Source organism: Pseudomonas umsongensis (assembly GCF_012647205.1).
Taxonomy (GTDB): Bacteria; Pseudomonadota; Gammaproteobacteria; order Pseudomonadales; family Pseudomonadaceae; genus Aquipseudomonas; species Aquipseudomonas umsongensis.
Window position 1 is genome coordinate 6,306,736 of the sequence record NZ_CP051487.1, and the last position, 19,627, is coordinate 6,326,362.

Annotated in this window: 18 protein-coding genes; 7 read left to right on the plus strand and 11 right to left on the minus strand. The window is 60.8% G+C overall.

Annotated features, from left to right (window positions below; all coding sequences use genetic code 11):
• The first annotated feature begins 51 nt into the window (after positions 1-51).
• The 6 genes from pqqA (at position 52) to HGP31_RS28640 (ending at position 5,208) form a co-directional block, all read left to right on the plus strand.
• On the plus strand, positions 52-126 hold the full coding sequence (gene pqqA, locus HGP31_RS28615) for a pyrroloquinoline quinone precursor peptide PqqA (protein WP_003444522.1): 75 nt from the start codon (positions 52-54) through the stop codon (positions 124-126).
• A gap of 83 nt (positions 127-209) precedes the next feature.
• Complete coding sequence (pqqB, locus tag HGP31_RS28620; RefSeq protein ID WP_020798846.1) at positions 210-1,121, plus strand: pyrroloquinoline quinone biosynthesis protein PqqB; 912 nt, start codon at positions 210-212, stop codon at positions 1,119-1,121.
• A gap of 126 nt (positions 1,122-1,247) precedes the next feature.
• Complete coding sequence (gene pqqC / locus HGP31_RS28625) at positions 1,248-2,000, plus strand: pyrroloquinoline-quinone synthase PqqC (RefSeq protein WP_033043061.1); 753 nt, start codon at positions 1,248-1,250, stop codon at positions 1,998-2,000.
• On the plus strand, positions 1,997-2,272 hold the full coding sequence (gene pqqD, locus HGP31_RS28630) for a pyrroloquinoline quinone biosynthesis peptide chaperone PqqD (RefSeq protein WP_083348688.1): 276 nt from the start codon (positions 1,997-1,999) through the stop codon (positions 2,270-2,272). Before pqqC ends, pqqD begins: the two co-directional genes overlap by 4 nt.
• Entirely contained in the window at positions 2,244-3,416 is a 1,173-nt protein-coding gene (gene pqqE / locus HGP31_RS28635) for a pyrroloquinoline quinone biosynthesis protein PqqE (protein ID WP_168759040.1), read from the plus strand. The genes pqqD and pqqE overlap by 29 nt, the downstream gene beginning before the upstream one ends.
• Complete coding sequence (locus tag HGP31_RS28640) at positions 3,382-5,208, plus strand: S9 family peptidase (RefSeq protein ID WP_168759041.1); 1,827 nt, start codon at positions 3,382-3,384, stop codon at positions 5,206-5,208. Before pqqE ends, HGP31_RS28640 begins: the two co-directional genes overlap by 35 nt.
• 24 nt (positions 5,209-5,232) lie before the next feature.
• On the opposite strand, the gene HGP31_RS28645 is transcribed toward HGP31_RS28640, so the two are convergent.
• Both HGP31_RS28645 and HGP31_RS28650 read right to left on the minus strand, forming a co-directional pair.
• Complete coding sequence (locus tag HGP31_RS28645; RefSeq protein WP_003228885.1) at positions 5,233-5,391, minus strand: YqaE/Pmp3 family membrane protein; 159 nt, start codon at positions 5,389-5,391, stop codon at positions 5,233-5,235.
• Between the two features lie 217 nt (positions 5,392-5,608).
• Complete coding sequence (locus tag HGP31_RS28650; RefSeq protein WP_168759042.1) at positions 5,609-6,892, minus strand: aspartate aminotransferase family protein; 1,284 nt, start codon at positions 6,890-6,892, stop codon at positions 5,609-5,611.
• A gap of 169 nt (positions 6,893-7,061) precedes the next feature.
• Here HGP31_RS28650 and HGP31_RS28655 point away from each other — a divergent pair, with 169 nt between their 5' ends.
• Positions 7,062-7,991, plus strand: coding sequence for a LysR family transcriptional regulator (locus tag HGP31_RS28655; protein WP_020796023.1), 930 nt, complete (start codon positions 7,062-7,064; stop codon positions 7,989-7,991).
• A 227-nt stretch (positions 7,992-8,218) separates the two neighbouring features.
• Here HGP31_RS28655 and HGP31_RS28660 read toward each other — a convergent pair whose 3' ends face one another.
• The 9 genes from HGP31_RS28660 to bioF all read right to left on the minus strand — a co-directional run bounded on the left by HGP31_RS28660 (position 8,219) and on the right by bioF (position 19,526).
• The gene (locus HGP31_RS28660; protein ID WP_033044806.1) at positions 8,219-9,997 is read right to left on the minus strand and encodes an acyl-CoA dehydrogenase C-terminal domain-containing protein; all 1,779 of its coding nucleotides are present in this window, start codon (positions 9,995-9,997) and stop codon (positions 8,219-8,221) included.
• Positions 9,998-10,262: 265 nt separating this feature from the next.
• Complete coding sequence (locus HGP31_RS28665; RefSeq protein WP_168759043.1) at positions 10,263-12,059, minus strand: acyl-CoA dehydrogenase C-terminal domain-containing protein; 1,797 nt, start codon at positions 12,057-12,059, stop codon at positions 10,263-10,265.
• Positions 12,060-12,146: 87 nt separating this feature from the next.
• A complete protein-coding gene (locus HGP31_RS28670; protein ID WP_168759044.1) occupies positions 12,147-13,439 on the minus strand; it encodes a GGDEF domain-containing protein in 1,293 nt (430 codons plus the stop codon).
• A 240-nt stretch (positions 13,440-13,679) separates the two neighbouring features.
• Positions 13,680-15,485 (minus strand): phenylacyl-CoA dehydrogenase, encoded by a 1,806-nt coding sequence (locus HGP31_RS28675; RefSeq protein WP_020796028.1) that lies wholly within the window; start codon positions 15,483-15,485, stop codon positions 13,680-13,682.
• A gap of 252 nt (positions 15,486-15,737) precedes the next feature.
• Positions 15,738-16,034, minus strand: a complete 297-nt coding sequence (locus HGP31_RS28680; protein WP_020796029.1) for a hypothetical protein — start codon at positions 16,032-16,034, stop codon at positions 15,738-15,740.
• 107 nt (positions 16,035-16,141) lie between these two features.
• Complete coding sequence (bioD, locus tag HGP31_RS28685) at positions 16,142-16,822, minus strand: dethiobiotin synthase (protein WP_020796030.1); 681 nt, start codon at positions 16,820-16,822, stop codon at positions 16,142-16,144.
• On the minus strand, positions 16,819-17,631 hold the full coding sequence (bioC, locus tag HGP31_RS28690) for a malonyl-ACP O-methyltransferase BioC (RefSeq protein ID WP_168759045.1): 813 nt from the start codon (positions 17,629-17,631) through the stop codon (positions 16,819-16,821). The genes bioD and bioC overlap by 4 nt, the downstream gene beginning before the upstream one ends.
• Positions 17,624-18,355, minus strand: a complete 732-nt coding sequence (locus tag HGP31_RS28695; protein WP_020796032.1) for an alpha/beta fold hydrolase — start codon at positions 18,353-18,355, stop codon at positions 17,624-17,626. The genes bioC and HGP31_RS28695 overlap by 8 nt, the downstream gene beginning before the upstream one ends.
• Entirely contained in the window at positions 18,348-19,526 is a 1,179-nt protein-coding gene (gene bioF, locus HGP31_RS28700) for an 8-amino-7-oxononanoate synthase (protein WP_168759046.1), read from the minus strand. The genes HGP31_RS28695 and bioF overlap by 8 nt, the downstream gene beginning before the upstream one ends.
• Positions 19,527-19,627 lie beyond the last annotated feature (101 nt).

Here is a 19,627-nt window from a genome sequence, read left to right on the forward strand (position 1 = left end):
GACTATACATATAGATAGCGCTGTCCAACCTTACCTGAAGGAGTTCAACTGATGGCCTGGACCAAACCAGCTTACACCGACCTGCGTATCGGCTTTGAAGTCACCATGTACTTCGCCAGCCGCTGATCTCTGCCCTGGCAGAAATGTAGTTCAACGCCTCGGTTTATCCCGAGGCGTTTTATTTTCAGCGTTGAAATGATGGAGCATCCATGTTCGTCCAGATCCTAGGTTCCGCCGCCGGCGGCGGTTTTCCTCAGTGGAACTGCAACTGCGAAAACTGCGCAGGTTTTCGCAATGGCAGCCTGCGGGCCAAGGCACGCACCCAATCGTCCATCGCGATTTCCGATAACGGCGTGAATTGGGTGCTGTGCAACACCTCCCCGGACATCCGTGCCCAGCTCCAGAGCTTCGCGCCCATGCAACCGGGGCGCGCACTGCGCGATACCGGGATCAGCGCGATCATCCTGATGGACAGCCAGATCGACCACACCACCGGCCTGCTCATGTTGCGCGAAGGTTGCCCGCACCAGGTCTGGTGCACCGACATGGTCCATGAGGATTTGAGTACCGGATTCCCGCTATTCAACATGCTGACCCACTGGAACGGCGGCCTGAGCTGGAACCGCATCGAACTCGACCAGAGCTTCAGCATCCCGGCCTGCCCGAATCTGCGCTTCACCCCGCTGCCACTGCGCAGCGCCGCGCCGCCCTACTCGCCGCATCGCTTCGACCCGCATCCAGGCGACAATATCGGCCTCATCGTCGAAGACCTCAATACCGGTGGCAAGCTGTTCTATGCGCCGGGGCTGGGCAAGGTCGATGCGCCACTGCTGGAAATCATGGCTGCCAGCGACTGCCTGTTGGTGGACGGCACGCTGTGGGACGACGACGAAATGCAGCGCCGTGGTGTCGGCACCCGCACCGGCCGGGAGATGGGCCACCTGGCGCAGAATGGGCCTGGCGGCATGCTTGAAGTGCTGGAGCAACTGCCCAAACAGCGCAAGGTGCTTATCCACATCAACAACACAAACCCGATTCTCGACGAAGATTCGCCGCAGCGGGCGGAGCTGGAACGGCGCCAGGTTGAAGTGGCGTATGACGGCATGAGTATTGTGCTGTAACGGAGGGCCCCTTCGCGAGCAGGCTCGCTCCCACAGGGGGAAGGCGATCTACTGTGGGAGCGAGCCTGCTCGCGAAGAGGCCGGTAATAACGCCTCATTTCTACGGCTGTTCGTTGGAGAACCGCAATGACCGACACCCCCATGTCCCCCGCCGAATTCGAAGCCGCCCTGCGCGCCAAGGGCGCCTACTACCACATCCACCACCCCTACCACGTGGCGATGTACGAAGGCAGGGCCACCCGCGAGCAGATCCAGGGCTGGGTCGCCAACCGCTTTTACTATCAGGTGAACATCCCCCTGAAGGACGCGGCCATCCTGGCCAATTGCCCGGACCGCGAGGTCCGTCGCGAATGGATTCAACGCCTGCTCGACCATGACGGCGCCCCCGGCGAAGACGGCGGTATCGAAGCCTGGCTGCGCCTGGGCCAGGCCGTCGGTCTCGACCCGGACCAATTGCGCTCCCAGGAACTGGTACTGCCCGGCGTGCGTTTTGCTGTCGACGCCTACGTCAACTTCGCCCGTCGCGCCCGTTGGCAGGAAGCGGCCAGCAGCTCGCTGACCGAGCTGTTCGCCCCGCAGATCCACCAATCGCGCCTGGACAGCTGGCCGCAGCACTACCCGTGGATCGACCCCACCGGCTACGCGTATTTCCGCACCCGCCTGGGCCAGGCGCGGCGCGATGTCGAGCACGGCCTGGCCATCACCCTCGAGCACTACACGACCCGGGAAGGCCAGGAGCGCATGCTGGAAATTCTCCAGTTCAAACTGGACATACTTTGGAGCATGCTCGATGCCATGAGCATGGCCTATGAGTTGAACCGCCCGCCCTACCATACGGTGACGAGTGAACGGGTCTGGCACAAAGGAATCCCCCTATGAGTTTCGATCGCAGCAAGACCCCGTCATGGCGTCCTGGCTACCGTTTCCAGTACGAACCGGCACAGAAAGGCCACGTGCTGCTGTACCCGGAAGGCATGATTAAACTCAATGAAAGCGCCGCGCTGATTGGCGGCTTGATCGATGGCGAGCGCAATGTCGCCGCGATTATCAAGGAACTCAACCAGCAGTTCCCCGATGTGCCTGAGCTCGGTGACGACATCGAGCAATTCATGGAGGTTGCCCGTGCGCAGCACTGGATCGAACTTGCCTGATTCATCCAGGCAAGTGCCGCCCAAGCCCGAGATCGGCCTGCCCCTTTGGTTGCTGGCCGAACTGACTTATCGCTGCCCGCTGCAATGCCCGTACTGCTCCAATCCGCTGGATTTTGCCGAACAAGGCCAGGAGTTGAGTACCGAGCAGTGGATCAAGGTGTTCCGCGAGGCCCGCGAGATGGGCGCGGCGCAGTTGGGCTTTTCCGGTGGTGAGCCGTTGGTGCGCCAGGACCTCGCCGAGCTGATTGGCGAAGCTCGCCAGCTGGGGTTCTACACCAACCTGATCACCTCCGGCATCGGCCTGACCGAGCAGAAAATCAGCGATTTCAAGAAGGCTGGTCTCGATCACATCCAGATCAGTTTCCAGGCCAGCGACGAGCAGGTGAACAACCTGCTGGCGGGCTCGAAAAAGGCCTTCGCGCAAAAGCTGGAAATGGCCCGCGCCGTGAAAGCCCATGGCTACCCGATGGTGCTGAACTTCGTGACCCATCGGCACAACATCGACAAGATCGACCGCATCATCGAGCTGTGCATTGCCCTGGAGGCCGACTTCGTCGAACTCGCCACCTGCCAGTTCTACGGCTGGGCGCAACTCAACCGGGCGGGGCTGCTGCCGACCCGGGAACAGCTTGTTCGTGCGGAGCGCATCACCAACGAATACCGCGCCAAACTGGAAGCCGAAGGGCATCCCTGCAAGTTGATTTTCGTCACCCCGGACTACTACGAAGAACGCCCGAAAGCCTGCATGAACGGCTGGGGCAGTATCTTCCTGACGGTCACACCGGACGGCACCGCCCTGCCCTGTCATGGCGCCCGACAGCTGCCGGTGCAGTTTCCCAACGTGCGCGAGCACAGCATGCAGCACATCTGGTACGACTCGTTCGGCTTCAACCGCTTTCGCGGTTACGACTGGATGCCGGAGCCATGCCGCTCCTGCGACGAGAAAGAAAAGGACTTCGGCGGCTGTCGCTGCCAGGCCTTCATGCTCACGGGGGATGCGCGCAACGCGGACCCGGTGTGCAGCAAGTCGCCTCATCACGGCGTGATCCTCAAGGCCCGCGAAGAGGCCGAGCACGCGACCCAGACCATTGAACAACTGGCCTTTCGCAATGAACGAAACTCACGCCTCATCGCCAAAAGCTGAACCCTTCAGCGCCGCCAACGCCGTCGCGGCCGGCATCGATTTTGCCGAGCTGCAGGTCGGCGCCCATGGTTTGTTCTGGAACGAATACCGCCCGGAGGATGCCGCGTGTCGGATCTGGCACTGGCGTGATGGTGTGGCCAGCTGCCTGACGCCACCCCCGTTCAGTGTGCGCAGTCGAGTGTATGAATATGGCGGTGGCGCGTTTTGCCTGACCGACGACGGCGTGGTGTTCGTCAATGAGGCGGATCAGCAGCTTTATCGCCAATCACTGCAAGGCGAGACGCCAGAGGTGCTGACCTCAGGTGTGTGTCGATATGGTGATCTGCAGTTCGCCAATGGCCAGGTACTGGCGGTAGAGGAAAACCGCAATGTACACCGCCTGGTGGCGATCGACCTGGTGGATGGCGCGCGGCATTTGTTGGCCGAAGGCGCGGACTTTTACGCCGCACCGACCTTGAGTCCCGATGCGCAACGACTGGCCTGGATTGAGTGGAGTCGCCCGGATCAACCCTGGACCGCGACCCGTTTGATGGTCGCCCGACGCCAGGCCGATGGCGGCTTCGCTACCCCTTGCTGCGTGGCCGGCGACCAGGCGCAGGAATCGCTGCAACAACCTCGTTTCGATGCTGACAATCGCTTGTTCTGCCTGACCGATCGCGGTGGTTTCTGGCAGCCCTGGATGGAGTCGGCCGATGGCCTGACACCATTGCCCAGCACCGCCGCCGACCACGGCCCGGCACCCTGGCAACTGGGTGGTTGTACCTGGTTACCGCTAAGCGAAGGTACTTATCTGGCCAGCTGGACGGAAGGCGGTTTTGGCCGATTGGGGCTTTGCGGTACTTCGTGCAAAGACTTTACCGGCGATTACAGCCGCTTTCGCCATCTTGCCGTGGATGATCAATTCATCTACTGCATCGCTGCGTCCCCCGTCAGCTCAGCGGCGGTGATCGCCATCGATCGCCAGACCCACCAAGTGAAAGTCCTCGCCGGCGGTATTGCACCGCTGCCCGCCGAGCAAATCAGTCGCCCGCAAACGCTGCACTACCCAAGCGGTTCGGGTGAAGCCTACGGGTTCTTCTACCCGGCGATGAACGGCGACGCCAAGCCGCCATTGGTGGTGTTCATCCATGGCGGCCCAACCTCGGCGTGCTACCCGATGCTCGATCCGCGCATCCAGTACTGGGCGCAACGAGGTTTTGCCGTGGCCGATCTCAACTATCGCGGCAGCAGCGGATACGGCCGGGACTATCGCCAGGCCCTGCATTTGCGCTGGGGCGAAGTCGATGTCGAAGACGCTTGCGCGGTGGTCAGCCATCTCGCCGAACGTGGCTTGATCGATGGCCAGCGAGCTTTCATTCGCGGTGGCAGCGCCGGTGGATATACGGCGCTGTGCGCGTTGGCGTTCCACCAGATGTTTCGTGCCGGTGCCAGTCTTTATGGGGTCAGCGACCCTGTGGCGCTGGGCCGGGCGACGCACAAATTCGAGGGTGACTACCTGGACTGGCTGATCGGTGACCCACAACAGGATGCCGAACGCTACGCCGCACGCACGCCGTTATTGCATGCCAGCAACATTCGCGTGCCGGTGATCTTCTTTCAAGGTGAGCTGGATGCCGTGGTAGTACCTCAGCAAACCCGCGACATGGTCGAGGCCCTGCAGAACAACGGTATCCTGGTCGAAGCCCATTACTACGCGGACGAACGTCACGGCTTCCGCAAAGCCGGCAACCAGGCGCATGCGCTGGAGCAGGAATGGTTGTTCTATCGGCGGGTGATGGCGCTCACAAATTGAGAGCGCCACACAGGGAGAAACGCCTCACCGCTTGGCGATGATGTACACCGCATGCACGATCCCGGGAATGTAACCGCACAGCGTCAGCAGAATATTCAGCCAGAACGCTCCACCGAACCCCACTTGCAGAAATACACCCAGTGGTGGCAACAGAATGGCGATGATGATGCGGATAAAGTCCATGGACATAGCTCCTGATTGAAGTGGGCTCACGCGAGCCCATACCCTATCGACCTGTACCGTTGGTCAGGGTTCAGCCCGACTGTTCAGGCCAATGTACCCAGGCCATGTTTCTGAACGATGCAACCGCCATAAAAAAACGCCCCACGCCAAAAGAATCAGGCGTGGGGCGTGCGTTATACCGCGAGACGGTTCGGGAATTCGTGCAGCAAGTGTCCGCTCAGACGGCAATCCCTTTAAGGCATTGCAGCTGTGCGGTGCGTACGCGGGAGAAGGCACGGGCCAGGCGCAGCAGCATTTCATCGATATTGGACTTGCTGACCGTCAGCGCCGGGGTAAATCGCAGGCAATCGGCTCGCGGCGCGTCCAGCAACAGCCCTTCGTACAACGCGGCCTTGACCACGGCGTCTGCCGAGTCGTCGGAAAGCGTCAACCCCCAGAGCAACCCTTGCCCGCGTAATTCGCCGTGTCCGTAACGATGGGACAAACGCTGCAGGCCTTCGCGCAGGTGCTGCGCCATTTCCCCGACATGCTCGAGAAAGCCTTTGTCCTGCACGCTATCGAGCACCGCCAGGCCGGCTGCGGTCAGCAGTGCGTTGCCATGATGGGTACCGCTCATTTCGCCGGTTTCCAGGCAGCAGGCCTTGCCCCGCGCCAGCAGCGCCGCCACCGGTACGCCACCGCCAAGCCCTTTGCCGAGCACGACGATATCGGCCCGCACATCGAAGGACTGTTCAGCCAGCAGGCTGCCACAGCGACCGACACCGGTTTGCACCTCGTCGAAGATCAGCAGGATGCCCAACTCGCGACACAGGCGCTCGACCCCCTTGAGGTAATGTGCGGTAGCCGCAATCACCCCAGCTTCACTTTGGATCGGCTCGAGCATGATCGCCACGGTCCGTTCATCCACCGCCGCATTCAGCGCCGCAAGATCATTGAAGGGGACGCGACTGAACCCCGGAAGCTGCGGCTCGAAGCGGTTGACCAGGGTCGAACTGTCCGACGCCGAAATCGTCCCCAGGCTACGACCATGGCAAGCCTGATTGGCCACGATAATCCGCGAAGCCCCGCCGCGATGCCGTTGACCCCATTTACGCGCCAGCTTGATCGCCGCCTCACAGGCCTCGCTGCCGCTGTTGAGCAGGTACGCCTGGTCGCTGCCGGTGATGGCACACAGGCGCTCGGCGAGCTTGAGCATGCCGCGGTTATGCAGGGCGAAACCGGGATTGATCAACGCTTGCGCCTGCGCAGTAATGGCGCTGACCAGTGCCTTGGGGCTGTGACCAAGGCTATTGGCACCGCTGCCCTGGGAGAAATCCAGATACGCACGGTCATCGCTGTCCCACAACCAGGAACCCTGGCCGCGGGCAAAAACCTGTTGGGGTCGATCGACACTGGGCATCAGGTACTCGCTGCAAAGATTGTCTGCGTTGGGGGCAGAGGAACTGTCCTCCAGCAAATCGTCGAGACTGGGCGCATGTCGGCGCAGGCTGAACAGATTCATAGGTGCAACCCTCGCAGAAGGTTTTTTGCGTTACCTATGCAAACGTCATCGAAGCGAAGGGAGTTCATCGCGTTCCGGGGCCCTGTAAGCCGTGTGAATACGGTTAGACTAGGCTCACCCAAGGCGATGAGCTATTTCGATTTCCCAGCATTTTCGATAAGAATTACTTATGGATTTCAAGCAACTGCGTTATTTCGTCGCGGTCTACGAAGAGGGCCATGTGGGCCGGGCTGCCGAGCGCCTGTCCATTTCACAGCCGGCACTGTCTCAACAGATCCGCCACCTTGAACAAACCCTGGATGTGAGCCTGTTCGAACGCAGCAGCAAACGCCTATTGCCGACCCTTGCGGCCCATACGCTCTACAACCATGCCCTGCCCTTGCTCGATGGCCTGCAACGGGCACGTGAAGCACTGGGCAACTTCAAGGGGCATGCGCTGCGCACCCTGGCCATTGGCGTACTGCAAACCGTGCACACCAGCCTGGTGCCACAAATGCTCGAGCGGGTGCGCAAGGCGCAACCTCATCTGGTGGTGCAGATCTATGAACTGACGGGACTGGAAATCGAGCGACGCCTGCTCAATGGTTCGCTGGACATCGGCATCGGCTACTTGCCGCCTCGTCAGCCGGGTCTGCACGGAGTGCTGTTGTACGAAGACGAACTGACGCTGGTCATCCCGGCAGACCATCCATTGCGCGAATTCAAGAAAGTCTCCATGAGCCAGGCTGCCGAACTGCCGATGTTGCTGCTGGGCGAAGAGTTTCAGATACGGCAGATTTGGCAGGCGCAAATGGCCAGCCTGGGACGGCGTCCGCAAGTGCAGGCCGAGCTGAACAACATGGCCGGCATACTCGACAGCCTGCCGCACACGCGACTGGCGACGGTGCTGCCCGGACGCTCGCAGAAGACCCATGGCAACCAGCAATTGTTGTGGAAACCCCTGAGCGAACCGCGGGTGCCGCTGAAAGTCGGGTTGGTCTGTCGCGATGTGCAACGGCAACAGGCATCGCTGGCCTTGCTGCGCACATTGCTGGAAGAGGTGATCAATCGGCCGGATGAACGCTTGAACAGCCCGCCGGCACTGGATGGCCTGAGCTGAACACTTTTCTCGAGGCAAAAGAAAACCCCGCCGAAGCGGGGCTTTGCAGACTGTTTCCCTGACATCCATTTCACTCCGCCGTCCTGGCAGAATCCTACGTGTCCGTGTTGTTGCTTTGCGCTTCCTGCGCTACGTCCATAAGCAGTAGATTAGCTGTGGATCCAATTTACGACTATGGGAGAACAGCAGCACGTCATGTAAGAGAATGCTTACATCAGGTTACAAACTCAGAATTGCCCGGCCTCCAACAGGAACAGCGATTCGCTACCGGCCTTCACCGACGCGTTCAGCGAGTGAATACGCGGTAGCAAACGGGCGAAATAGAAGCGCGCGGTGCCCAGCTTGCTGGCGTAGAAATCGTCCTGCGTTTCCTTGCCGAGAGCCGCCTTGGCCATCAAGGCCCACATGTAGGCATAGGCTACGTAGCCAAATACTTGCAGGTACTCGACCGACGCCGCGCCGATTTCATTCGGGTTGTTTTTCGCCCGGTCCAGCAGCCATGCCGTCAGCTCGTCGAGCGTCGTCACCGCATCGTTGAGCGGCTTGGTGAACTCCGCCAGGTCAGCACTGGCCGTTGCGGTGAAGTGACGAATCTCGTCGGCAAACAGATTGTAGAACGCCCCGCCGCTGCCGACGATCTTGCGTCCCACCAGGTCCAGCGCCTGGATACCGTTGGTGCCTTCGTAGATCTGGGTGATGCGCACGTCGCGCACCAATTGCTCCTGGCCCCACTCACGGATGTAACCATGGCCGCCGAATACCTGCTGGCCGTGAACCGTGGTTTCCAGGCCCAGATCGGTGAGGAACGCCTTGGCCACCGGGGTCAGCAAGGCCACCAGGTCTTCCGCGCGCTTGCGCGTGGTGGCGTCTTCGCTGAACTTGGCGGTGTCCAGTTGCATCGCCACGTAGGTCGAGAAAGCGCGGCCACCTTCGTTCGCGGCTTTCATGGTCAGCAACATGCGACGCACGTCCGGGTGGACGATGATCGGGTCAGCGACTTTGTCTTTGTTCTGCGCGCCGGTTGGCGAACGGCTCTGCAGACGATCACGAGCGTACTCGACAGCGTTCTGGTAGGAGCGCTCGCCGGTGGCCAGGCCCTGGATGCCGACGCCCAGGCGCTCGTAGTTCATCATGGTGAACATTGCCGCCAAGCCCTTGTTCGGCTCGCCGACCAGGTAACCCACGGCTTCATCGAAGTTCATCACGCAGGTCGCAGAGGCCTGGATGCCCATCTTGTGTTCGATCGAGCCGCAGTTGGCCGGGTTGCGCGCGCCCAGGCTGCCATCGGCATTGACCATGAACTTGGGCACCAGGAACAGCGAAATCCCTTTAGGTCCAGCCGGCGCATCGGGCAATTTGGCCAGCACCAGGTGGATGATGTTTTCGGTCAGGTCGTGTTCGCCGCCGGTGATGAAGATCTTGGTGCCGCTGACCTTGTAGGAACCGTCGGCCTGAGGCTCGGCCTTGGTGCGGATGATCCCCAGGTCGGTGCCGGCGTGCGGTTCGGTCAGACACATGGAACCGGCCCAGACGCCGGCGTACATGTTCGGCAGGTAGGCGGCCTTCAGTTCTTCACTGGCGTGGGCGTTGATCGACAGGCAAGCGCCGGCGGTCAGCATCGGGTACAGACCGAACGACAGGCTGGCCGAGTTGACCATTTCCTCGACCTGGGCCGAAACGGCCTTGGGCATGCCCATGCCGCCGTAGGCCGGATCTCCACCTACACCGACCCAACCACCTTCAGCGTAGGTTTGGTAAGCCTGTGGGAAACCCGCCGGCGTGGTGACAGCACCGTCCGCCCAGTGACAACCTTCCTCGTCAGCCGCACGGCTCAGGGGCGCAACGCTTTTACTGGTGACCTTGCCGGCTTCTTCGAGAATGGCTTCGACCGTTTCAGCATCAATGGAATCGGCCAATGCTGGCAGCTCGGCCCAGAGTTTGGCGACCTCGAACACCTCATTGAGGACGAAGCGCATATCGCGCAGGGGCGCTTTGTAGTCAGCCATGGCAAACCTCGCAAATCTAAACAGATGGCTCGTAGGAAAGATGCTTTTCTTTGGGTCCGAGTGTAACCCAACAACTTTTGCGACACATAGGGTCAGCACATGACTGTTTTGTAATTTTTAGTCACCGGTGAAATGTAGAGGGGAAACGCAAGAATTGTAGAAGCGAGCCTGCTCGCGATAAACCTGAGGACGCCTCGGGGCACCTGGCTTCCAACGTTATCGTTAACGACCATCGCGAGCATGCTCGCTCCTACAGAAAAGCCCATCAGAGCGCAAACAACTCCGCCGGTAACTGCATCAGGCAATCACTCCCCGCTTCGATCGCCGCCCGATGAGCGTCGGTACGCGGCAACAGGCGCTTGAAGTAAAACTCACTGGTCGCCAGTTTGGCCCGGCAGAAATCCGCGTCGCCGCTGCCAGCATCAAGCTGCGCCTGCGCCACCAACGCCATGCGCAACCACAAGTAGCCGAGGATGATGTAACCGCTGTACATCAGGTAATCCACCGATGCGGCGCCGACTTCATCCGGGTTTTTCATCGCCGCCATGCCGACCTTGGTCGTCAACTCGCCCCATTGCTGATTCAGCGCATCGAGCTGCGCCACATAGTTGCCCAACTGTGGATGCGCGACGTTGGCCGCGCAAAACTTGTGGACGATTTTAGTGAAGCCGCGCAACAGCTTGCCCTGGCTGCCGAGCACTTTGCGCCCGAGCAGGTCCAGCGCCTGGATGCCATTGGTGCCCTCATAGATCGGCGCGATCCGGCAGTCGCGAACCAGCTGTTCCATACCCCATTCACGAATGAATCCGTGGCCGCCGAATACCTGCATGCCATGGTTGGTCACTTCCAGCCCGGTTTCAGTCATGAAGGCTTTGCAGATCGGCGTCAGGAAGGCCAGCAGGTCTTCGGCATCCTGGCGCGCCGTTGCATCCGCGCTCAGGTGCGCTACGTCGAGCAACTGTGCAGTGAAATAAGTCAGTGCCCGATTGCCTTCGTTGAAGGCTTTCATGGTCAGCAACATCCGACGTACATCCGGATGCACGATGATAGGGTCGGCAGCTTTATCCGGGGCTTTCGGGCCTGTCAATGCGCGCATCTGCAAACGGTCGTTGGCGTACTTGATCGCGCCCTGGAAACTCGCTTCGCCCAGGCACAAACCCTGCATGCCCGTGCCCAGTCGCGCGTGGTTCATCATGGTGAACATGCAGTTGAGGCCCTTGTTCGCTTCCCCGATCAAAAAGCCCTTGGCCCCGTCGAAATTCAGCACGCAGGTGGCCGAGGCCTTGATCCCCATCTTGTGCTCGATGGCGCCGCAGGAAACCCCATTGCGCTCGCCCGCTTCGCCCTCGGTATCGGGCAGGAACTTGGGCACGATAAACAGCGAAATACCCTTGGTCCCGGCCGGCGCATCCGGCAGTTTCGCCAGTACCAGATGAATGATGTTGGCGCTCATGTCGTGCTCGCCGGCGGAGATGAAAATCTTGCTGCCGGTGATCGTATAACTGCCGTCGGCTGCAGGCACGGCGCGGGTCTTGATGATGCCCAGGTCGGTGCCGCAATGGGCTTCGGTCAGGCACATGGTGCCGGTCCATTGGCCGGCGGTGAGTTTGCTCAGGTAGGTTTGTTTCTGTTCTTCAGTGCCATGGGCGTGGATCGCCGACATGGCGCCGTGGGTCAGGCCTGGGTACATGCCCCACGACGTGTTGCTCGAACCCACCATCTCGCTGATGACCAGCCCCAGCGAGCCGGGCAGCCCCTGACCGCCATACGCCGGATCAGCCGCCAGGCCATGCCAGCCACCTTCGACGTATTGGGCGAAAGCCTGCTTGAAACCTGCAGGCGTCGTGACCACACCGTTGTCGAAATGGCAGCCCTCTTCGTCGCCGCTACGGTTGAGAGGCGACAGCACGTTTTCACAAAACCTGGCACCCTCTTCGAGGATCGCACTGACCATGTCCGGACTGGCCTCGGTGGCGCCGAGCGCTGCGTAGTTGCTGTGGAAATCGAAGACGTGGTCAATCAGGAAGCGCATGTCGCGCAGGGGAGCCTTGTAGGCGGGCATGGTCGTTTCTCCGGCAGTAGATGACTCAAACCTACTGCCGCCGCCCCGCCCTTCACAATGACAGTCCAGACGCTGAATGCGCCGTCATCACTCAACCGCAGCAGCGTCCATGCGCACGGCGCCACGGCGGTTCTGACCGAACGCCATCACGCAGTTGCGTCCGGCGCCCTTGGCGCTGTAAAGCGCCTGGTCGGCGGACTTGAGCACTTTCTCGGGCGTGCGTTGTTCCACCCGTTCGGCAACGCCGATGCTGACAGTCACCGACACACTCGAGGCACTGGCGCCGGCGCGACGCTGGCGGCCCTGATTGTCATCCTGTGGACGGCTGTCCTGATTGCGCAGATGAATGTTGTAGGTGGCAATGGATTCGCGAATGACCTCCAGGTGCGGCATGCACTCCTCGAGGGTCTTGCCGGCAAACACCAGGGCGAACTCCTCTCCACCATAACGATAGGCCTTACCGCCTCCGCCGATTTTCGACAGTTTGCTGGCGACCAGTCGCAGCACCTGGTCACCGACGTCATGGCCGTGGGTGTCATTGAATTTCTTGAAGTGGTCGACGTCACTCATGGCCAACACATAGTTGCGCCCCAGGCGCTGCATGCGCTCATTCAACGCGCGGCGCCCGGGCAGGCCGGTGAGTTCGTCACGGAAGGCCATTTGATAGGCCTCATGAGCAACGGCGGCCGCGATCATCAGCATCACCTGGCTGCACATGATGTTCAGGGTGAAGGGCAGGATGAAGGTTTTCGGCAACATCCAGAACAGCCCGAGCAACCCCACCAGCTGTGCCGCATGCAGCGGTCTTGGGTGACGCCAGTACTGGTAGGCCAGCAGCGCGAACGATGCGATGAACACGGGATAGGACAGCTGGATCAGGCTCATCCAGGCGCCGTGCAAGGCAGGCCAGCGAATCTGCGACAGCCACCCCAGCAAGGCCTGTGGGTAACTTTGTTCCAGTGCCAATGCGACGCTACCGACGGCCAGTAAAACGGCGAAACGGGCGACCATGTCCTGGAACAGATGCGTACGCTCCTGCCACGCGGCGAATACGCCGAACAGCAATGGCAACAGCAGGCAACACAAATGAAAGACCACTGCGGCGTCGTCCCGCACCTTGCCATTGTCACGGTAGTAATCGGTCTGGGTGTCGAGCAGGAAGTAGGCGATGTACACCGTGGCCATCAGAAACAGCTCGCGCTGGCGTCGGTAAACCGCACAGTAGGCACCGCCGAGCAACAACACCAAGGTTGGAAGCACCTGGAACAACGACGTGAAGAACACGTTCAGGTCCTTGATGTAGGCAGCCGCGAGTCCCGCCAGTAACAGCACTGACGACGGCAAAAAATGACCCACACGGACAGCGGATGAACGCGGCAAAGGTAAAGCTCCGACCCGTCATTTCGATTGATGGCAATGTGCCAACAACTGTAACGGCACCGATCTCGACTTGCTGAGTCAATTACCAAGAAATTTTTAAGACAGCGTCTGCGGCTTGCCGGGTGGTGCAGCGTTGCATCGCGAGCAGGCTCGCTCCTACAAAGAGCATCAACCAACAGGCAAAAAAAAAACCGCTGCCCCCGAAGGAGCAGCGGTTTTCTTGAAGTACCGCGTTAAGGCTTAGTAGCCCAGCGCGAAGTCCTCTTCCTTCATGTCCATCAGGTTGTTGGCGCCCGACAGCATGGTTGCAACGTGAGTGCGGGTGCGCGGCAGGATACGCTGGAAGTAGAAGCGCGCCGTCTGCAGCTTGGCGGTGTAGAACGCCTCGTCAGAAGTGCCGGCAGCCAGTTTCTCGGCGGCCAGGCGTGCCATGTCAGCCCAGAAGTAGGCCAGGCAGGCGTAACCCGAGTACATCAGGTAGTCCACCGAGGCCGCGCCGACTTCTTCGCGGTCTTTCATGGCAGCCATACCGACCTTCATGGTCAGCTCGCCCCACTCCTTGTTCAATGCAGCCAGCGGTGTGACGAACTCTTTGACAGCTTCGTTGCCTTCGTTGGTCTGGCAGAACTTGTGCACGATCTTGGTGAAGCCCTTGAGGGCCTCGCCTTGAGTCATCAGCACTTTACGGCCCAGCAGGTCGAGTGCCTGGATGCCGGTGGTGCCTTCGTACAGCATCGAAATACGGCTGTCGCGAACGTTCTGCTCCATGCCCCACTCGGCGATGAAGCCATGGCCACCGTAGATTTGCACGCCGTGGTTAGCCGATTCGAAACCGACTTCGGTCATGAAGGCCTTGGCGATCGGAGTCATGAACGCCAGCAGCGCATCGGCCTTCTTCTTCTCTTCCTCGTCCACGCCGTACTTGACGATGTCGACTTGCTTGGCGGTGAAGTAGACCATCGCACGGTTGCCTTCGGCGAATGCCTTCATGGTCAACAGCATGCGACGTACATCCGGGTGCACGATGATCGGGTCAGCGGCTTTTTCCGGCGCTTTCGGGCCAGTCAGCGAGCGCATTTGCAGACGATCACGAGCGTATTTCAGGCCACCCTGGAAACCGATTTCGGCGTGGGCCAGGCCTTGCAGCGCGGTACCCAGACGTGCGGTGTTCATGAAGGTGAACATGCAGTTCAGGCCTTTGTTCGCCGGGCCGATCAGGAAACCGGTGGCCGCGTCGAAGTTCATCACGCAGGTGGCGTTACCGTGGATGCCCATCTTGTGTTCCAGGGAGCCACAGGACACGGCGTTACGCGCACCGATCGAACCATCGGCGTTTGGCAGGAACTTTGGCACGATGAACAGCGAAATGCCTTTGGTGCCAGCCGGCGCATCGGGCAGGCGGGCCAGCACGATATGAACGATGTTGTCGGCCATGTCGTGTTCACCGGCCGAGATGAAGATCTTGGTGCCGGAGACTTTGTAGGAACCGTCGGCCTGAGGTTCAGCCTTGGTGCGCAACATGCCCAGGTCGGTGCCGCAGTGCGGTTCGGTCAGGCACATGGTGCCGGTCCATTCACCGGAAACCAGCTTGGTCAGGTATGCCTCTTGTTGCTCAGGCGTGCCGTGCTCGGAAATGGTGTTCATCGCGCCGTGGGACAGGCCCGGGTACATGCCCCACGACCAGTTGGCTTCGCCAACCATTTCGCTGACTGCCAGGCCCAGAGACTCCGGCAGGCCTTGGCCACCGTGCTCAACGTCGTGGGCCAGGCTTGGCCAGCCGCCTTCGACGAATTGCTTGTAGGCCTCTTTGAAGCCAGTCGGGGTTTTAACGCCGGACTCGCTCCAGGTGCAGCCTTCGGTGTCGCCCACGCGGTTCAGCGGAGCCAGTACCTGCTCACAAAACTTGGCGCCTTCTTCGAGAATGGCGTCAACCATGTCCGGAGTTGCGTCTGCACAAGCCGGAAGGCTCTGATAGTGCGCTTCGTAGCCGAGCAGTTCGTCACGAACGAAGCGAATATCACGCAAGGGGGCCTTGTAGTCAGGCATAGCGATAAACCTCTGCTGATGTAACCGGGAATGAGCGACCGTTGTCGAAACGATCAAACAGTTGTTTGAAACATACGTTTACGCCCAAATCTTGTCAAGCACCGATCTTTTGCCATTCGTCATCCAACCAATAAACAGCGCGCACGCGAGCCTGACGCTATTGCACGAGCAGCGCGCAGCGCGAGAAAAGAAGATGGGTACAGGAACTCACGCTGAAAGCGTACCGCCAGACGGTGCGCTTTCAGCGTGAGTTCAGGCGTAGGTGTCGATCAAGGTGCCGAGCATTTCATCGGAAGCCTTGGCGACTTTGGCGCCCAACTCCACCTGAAACCGGCCTTCGGCCATTTCGATTTCATGGCTCACGAGGTCCGACTGCCGACTACGGTCGACCGAACGCAGGCGATCGACCTGAGCCTCGGAGGACTGGCTGCTCACCGAACGCTCGATCGTCGCGTTGGCGATTTTTCCGGCGGCTTGATCAATACGGTCTTGCCCCGCCTGAACAGTGCTCAGGCCGGCATAGAAAGCGGTATTTCCCGAGATTTCCATGGAAGTGCTCGTCCTTGCAAAGAGTCATCAGTGTTCATTGAAGCAGACATACCGAGAAATCGCCCGTCAAAAACACTAATGGCACAGTGCCGCACCATAGCCAACATCTAGTCCAGGAGGTCGAGTTGCAGGTGCTCCGCGACTGCTTCGGCCGTGACCACCTTGAGCTTCGGCACCCGCCCCAGGCAGGGCGCTGGCAAGCGTTCAGCGAGGGTCGCTAGATTTTCTTCAAGGCGCGAAGTCTTCGGATCGATGATGTTCGCCACCCATCCCGCCAGCTGCAAACCGTCCCGGGCAATCGCTTCGGCCGTCAGCAACGCGTGGTTGATGCAGCCCAAGCGTACGCCGACCACCAGGATGACCGGCAGACCCAGCGCCATCGCCAGGTCCGACAGGTTGTCCTGGTCGGCCAATGGCACGCGCCAGCCTCCAGCCCCCTCGACCAGGGTGAAGTCGGCCTGCATGTCGAGTATGTGCTGCATCGGAGTCAGCAGCGATTGCACGGTTAACGCGATGCCGGCCTCACGCGCGGCCAGGTGCGGCGCAATCGCCGGCTCCAGCGCCACCGGATTGACCTGGGTGTAGGTCAAGGGCAGCGAACACTCCGCCAGTAACGCCAGCGCGTCAGCATTGCGCAGCCCCTTGGGCGTCACCGAACAACCAGAGGCCACCGGCTTGCCTGCTGCCGTGCTTAACCCGGCTGATCGCGCGGCATACAACAGACCGGCGGCGATCGTGGTTTTCCCGACATCGGTGTCCGTACCGGTGATGAAATACGCGGAGCTCATAAGGGTTTCTCCAAAACGGCGTACACCACTTGATAAGTCGCCGGCAGGCCTTGGGCCTGACGAAACTGCTCGTAAGCCTCGACCAGGCCGAGAATCCGCGCCCGACCGGTCAAGCCGCCCGGACGCCCAGGGTTGAGGTTGTGCGCCCCCAAGGCCTTGAGCTCATGGGTCAGGCTGCGCACGTCCGGGTAATGCAGCACATGTGCCTGGTTTTCCAGGCTGATTGCGCGCAAGCCGCTGGCCGCACACAGCTGTTGATAAACGTTGAACTCGCGGAAGCGGTTGACGTGCACCATGCCATCCACCTGACGCCAGCTGTCACGCAACTCGAACAACGTGCCTAAACAGAGACTAGCAAATGCAAAGACACCGCCCGGCTTGAGCACCCGATGCGCTTCGCTGAGCACCGACGCGAAGTCCGCGCACCACTGCACGGCCAGGCTGGAGAAAATCAGGTCGCACGTCGCATCGCGCAATGGCATCCGCTCGGCGTCGCCGGCGATGAAGTGCGCGGCGCCGCCCAACGGTCGGGCGTGATTGAGCATGCCTTCGGCGATGTCCAGCGCCACGCCCTGGCCGTCGGGAAACCGCTCGCCCAGCGCACGACTGAAATAGCCGGTGCCGCACCCGAGATCGAGCCAGCGCCGGGGTACGAACGCCTGCGGCAAACGGTGCAACAACTGGCCACCGACATCACGTTGCAACTCGGCCACGCTGTCGTAGCTTGCCGCGGCACGGGAAAACGACGCGGCTACCTGGCGCTTGTCGGGCAAACCACCGGGCAACTTGGGAAAGGATAAATCAGTCATCGCCGCACTCATGCAAAAAGGCCTGGATCGCCCCCGCGACACCGTGGGGATTTTCCAGGAGAAACGCGTGGCCGGCCTGTTCGATCAGACCGATTTCGACATCGGGTAGCAACGCCAGCAAGGCCTCGGCGGCTTCGGCCGGCACCAGCCCGTCGAGGCCGGCAAACAGATGCAATTGCGGACCGCGGAATGTCTGCAGGGCTTGGCGAGTGTCCATCTGCGCGAGCAATTCCAGGCCACTCAATAGCACTGCCGCCGTTGAGTGCGGCGCCCCTGCGAGCAACAGGCGAGACAAGCCGCGCGGGTCTTCGGCACCTTGGGCGCAGAGCAATGAAAAACGCTTCAAGGTCATGCGCGGATCGGCAGCGCAGCCTGCCAGAAAGGCATCGAACGTTTCGCCAGGCATTGCGTTTGGCCATTGGTCGTGGCTGACAAAAGAAGGATTGCTCGCCAAGGTCAGCAGACCACAGCAACGGTCGCCACGGCGCGCCGCCAACTCGGACGCGAGCATGCCACCCAGTGACCAGCCGCCGAGCCAGGCGTCCTGCGGCACGCTGGCGTCGAGTTCATCGAGCCAATGTTCAAGATTGCTCGAATCCAGCTCGGGCAGCGGCTCGATTTCGACCCGCATGTGTTCGTCCAGGCCCTGCAGGGCAGCGCCCAATGGTTGCAGCGGCGAAATTCCGAGGCCCCAACCGGGCAACAGAATCAATCGATCACGCATGGCCAGGCTCCGCTCCCAGTCGTTGATAACAATCGGCCAGTCCCTCCAACAATAGCTGCACTTGCGCCTCGCTATGGGCGGCAGTCAGGGTTACGCGCAGTCGGGCACTGCCGGTCGGCACGGTTGGCGGACGGATCGCACTCACCATCAAGCCGCGTTCGCGCAGCATCTGCGACAAGCGCACCGCGCGCCCGGCGTCACCAATCATGATCGGCTGGATCGGCGTGAAACTGTCCATCAGCTCCAGGCCGATTTGCTCGGCGCCCTGCCGGAACTGGCGGATCAGCGTCTGCAAATGCTCGCGGCGCCAATGCTCGCTGCGCAGCAGTTCCAGGCTTTTGAGGGTCGCACAGGCCAGGGCCGGTGGTTGGCTGGTGGTGTAAATGTAGGGGCGAGCGAACTGGATCAGGCTCTCGATCAACTCTTCGCTGCCGGCTACGAAAGCCCCCGCCGTTCCGAACGCCTTGCCGAGCGTGCCGACCAGTACCGGCACGTCGTCCTGGCTCAGGCCGAAATGTTCGACGCTCCCGCCGCCATTGGCGCCCAGCGGGCCGAAACCGTGCGCATCATCGACCATCAGCCATGCACCTTTGGCCTTGGCTTCTCGCGCCAGCGCTGGCAGATCGGCGATGTCACCGTCCATGCTGAAGACGCCGTCAGTCACGACCAGCGTATTGCCGGTGGCTTTCTCAAGACGATTGGCCAGACTCGCCGCATCGTTGTGCAAGTAGCGATTGAAACGTGCCCCTGACAAGAGGCCCGCATCGAGCAACGAAGCATGATTGAGCCGGTCTTCGAGCACCGTATCGCCCTGCCCCACCAACGCCGTGACCGCCCCGAGATTGGCCATGTAGCCCGTGGTGAACAGCAGGGCGCGCGGACGACCGGTGAGGTCGGCCAAGGCTTCTTCCAAGGCATGATGCGGACCGCTGTGGCCGATGACCAGATGCGACGCCCCACCCCCCACGCCCCACTTGGCAGCCCCTGCGCGCCAGGCTTCGATCACTTGGGGGTGACTGGCCAGGCCCAGGTAGTCGTTGTTGCAGAACGCCAGCAATGGCTGACCGTCGACCACCACTTGCGGCCCTTGCGGGCTTTCGAGCAACGGACGTTGGCGGTAGAGGTTTTCGGCACGACGGGCAGCCAGGCGTGCGGCGAGATCGAAAGACATGCAGGCCTCGACTATCAAATGACACATCTCCACTGTGGGAGCGAGCCTGCTCGCGAAGAGGCCTTCACATTCAACATAAGTGTCGACTGTTACATAGCTTT